Below are 1,410 nucleotides of genomic sequence, written 5' to 3'. Positions count from 1 at the left end.
ATTTGCCTGAAAGATTAGACATGGTTGATTGGAAAACGGAGCGAGTTAATTCAGGTACTTTAGATTCGCAGATCGTGCTTTCTCCTATGGTAAGGCATGGTTTTGCAACCGAGTACGGTGTGTATGATTACTCTTTTGCCATGTCCAGCAACTTATACACCTACCTATGGTCTGGCGCGGCAATTGATGTTCGTCATATTTTACCTTTAGCAGAAAGTGACGATTTTGAAGAAGGTGGGTATTTCGAAGACAGCGCGTACGAGAACGAGATTGATCGTGCAATGGTGCATCAGTTCTTCCGTTTACCATATGTCGATATAGCCAACCAGGTATCTCTAGGCTTGGTTAAATCGGACTATATCGGTGTGCGCAGTGAATCAGCTTGGTTCTCTCAATCGGGCAACCATGAGTTGGGACTAGAGATGAGCTACTTCCAACATCAAGACGAAAAAGACAAAAATGGTTATGCGAACCCAGACCGCCAAACCTTTTTAACTCGTTATACATTCTCTATGCCGGAGTGGGATTGGCAGTTTAATGCAACTGCTGGAGAGTTTTGGAAGGGGGATGTCGGCGCAAAATTCACGACATCACATTGGTTTGAAGACATAGAAGTATCGGCAAGTTATCAGGTGACAAAGTTTAACGATACAGGCGAAGAGCAGTTTGTCACTGTGTCAGTAAAGCTGCCATTAACGCCATGGCGTGATATGTCGCCGGGAGTGATACAAGTTCGTGGTAACGAGGCTTATGATTTCAACGTTACGACACGAGTTGGCAACGATACAAACTATTTGGCAGCAGGTCAGGGTGATGAACTCGTGATGGATAATAGTATGCTTCGCCGCTACTTTAACCGAGGCCGTTATGGCCAAGAGTACTTTGAGCAGAACAGACAGCGAATCCGCAACGCTTATTTGCGTTACTTGGGTACTCAATTGAATTAAGTTGTGTTGCTAGTTAGGCTTTTAGTTAATCACTGTACTCTACCGAGAGTGTCGGTGTTTTGATATGCTAGCGTCAGTTAAATAATAGGAAATAAAAATGAAAATTGCTGTAGCAGGCACGGGCTACGTCGGTTTGTCCAATGCCATGTTATTGTCACAAAACCATGAGGTTGTGGCGGTTGATATCATCCAAGAAAAAGTGGACTTGTTGAATGACAATAAATCTCCAATTGTTGATGCGGAAATCGAATATTTTCTTGCAAACAAAGAGCTCAACTTTGTCGCGACGCTAGATAAAAAGCTGGCTTACAAAGGCGCAGAGTTTGTTGTTATTGCCACACCAACGGATTATGACCCTCAAACGAACTACTTTAATACTTCTTCAGTTGAAGCAGTGATTAAAGATGTGATGGCAATTAATCCAGACGCGGTTATGGTGATTAAGTCGACTGTACCTGTGGGT

Annotated in this window: 1 protein-coding gene and 1 pseudogene; both read left to right on the top strand. The window is 43.3% G+C overall.

Annotation, left to right across the window (positions count from 1 at the left end; genetic code table 11):
• The coding region (locus R7070_RS25245) for a YjbH domain-containing protein (RefSeq protein WP_318141395.1) at positions 1-947 on the top strand (947 nt) is incomplete at its 5' end.
• A gap of 97 nt (positions 948-1,044) precedes the next feature.
• Positions 1,045-1,410, top strand: a pseudogene (locus tag R7070_RS25240) (UDP-glucose 6-dehydrogenase); the annotation flags it as partial.

Source organism: Vibrio sp. 1557 (genome assembly GCF_033340175.1).
Taxonomy (GTDB): Bacteria; Pseudomonadota; Gammaproteobacteria; order Enterobacterales; family Vibrionaceae; genus Vibrio; species Vibrio alginolyticus.
This window is presented reverse-complemented; position numbering and strand designations above follow the sequence as displayed.